This is a genomic window from Kitasatospora sp. NPDC007106, from assembly GCF_040634455.1.
GTDB classification, from domain to species: domain Bacteria; phylum Actinomycetota; class Actinomycetes; order Streptomycetales; family Streptomycetaceae; genus Kitasatospora; species Kitasatospora arboriphila.
On record NZ_JBEYFP010001320.1, the window covers coordinates 1 to 1,254 of the forward strand.

Here is a 1,254-nt window from a genome sequence, read left to right on the forward strand (position 1 = left end):
GGCCGGGAAGACGGCGGCGTGTGCCCAGACGGGGATGGACTGGCGGTGGGCCTCGGCGGTGATCGCGGCGACCGTGGCGGCGTCGAGGTCGGCGTAGACCTTGATCGCGGAGGCGTGGGTGCCGCGGGCGAGGGCGACGGCGATCCGCAGGTCGGTGTCGGGGGTGACGGCCTGCATCCAGGGGACCTGTCCGGCGACGGCACCGCGGGTGACCTGGTGGGTGCGGACGTCGTCGAAGAAGGAGGGCCCGGCCATCAGGGCGGCGTAGTGGATGTCGGGGCCGGGGATCTCGCCGACCAGGGTGGCGCGGGCGAGGTCGCCGATCTGGCGGACGTCGTCGGCCATGTCGCGGATCGCGGTGACGCCGCTGTGCACCAGGCGGCGCAGCACGGCCTCGGCGCGGGGCCGGTCGGGCGGGGTGGCGAGGTGCTGGTGGGCGTCGATCAGACCGGGGATGACGTGGCGGCCGTCGAGGTCGACGGTCTCGGCGCCGTCCGGGAGCACGGCCGGCAGCTCGGTCTCGTCGACGACGTGCCGGATGCGTTCGCCGTCGACCACGATCGCGGCCCGGCGGGGCGGGCGGTCCGTCCCGTCGAAGACGGTGGCTCCGCGGTACACGGTGACGGCACCGGGCGCGGGCGGCGCGTAGGGGGTGGGTGCGCCGTGGGACTCGTCCGGCATCCGTCACCTCTCGCTCATCTGTTGCGCCTGGCGCAACATGTGTATTGTCTGCGGAAACACTCGCGTCACTGTATCCCAGTGGCCCCCGGAGGTGGAGAGGTCGGATGTCACAGGCTCCCCGGTCCGCGGTCGACAAGGCCCTCGATCTCGTCGAGGCGGTCGCCCGCGCCGACCGTCCCGCCCGGCTGGCAGACCTCGCGCGGTCGGTCGACCTGCACCGGGCGACGGCCTACCGGATCCTGCTCGACCTGGTCCGGCGCGGCTGGGTGCTGCGGGTCGGCGACACCTACCTGCCGGGCGCGGCCGCGCTGCAGGTCTCGGCCGCGGCGCTGCACCACTCGCTGACGGCGCTGGCCCGGCCCGTCCTGGAGGGGCTGTCCGGGGCCACCGGCCTGATGGTGAACCTCCAGGTGCTGGAGGGCGACCGGGCTCGGGTGGTGGACGTGGTGCGGCCGGAGCGGCTGGCGATGATCTCCCACCTGCGCGGCGAGGCGCTGCCGGTGCACCGGTTCGCCGGCCCGCTGGCGCTGGTCGCCGCCCTGCCCGCCGACGCGCGGGCCCCGTACCTGCGGC

At 75.2% G+C, this 1,254-nt stretch carries 1 protein-coding gene and 1 pseudogene; one reads left to right on the plus strand and one right to left on the minus strand.

Annotated features, from left to right (window positions below; genetic code table 11):
* Window positions 1-681: pseudogene (locus tag ABZ641_RS38150) on the minus strand (hydrolase); the annotation flags it as partial.
* Between the two features lie 104 nt (window positions 682-785).
* Between ABZ641_RS38150 and ABZ641_RS38155 the strand changes: the two are divergent.
* On the plus strand, window positions 786-1,254 hold a 469-nt coding region (locus ABZ641_RS38155; protein ID WP_359989241.1), incomplete at its 3' end, for a helix-turn-helix domain-containing protein.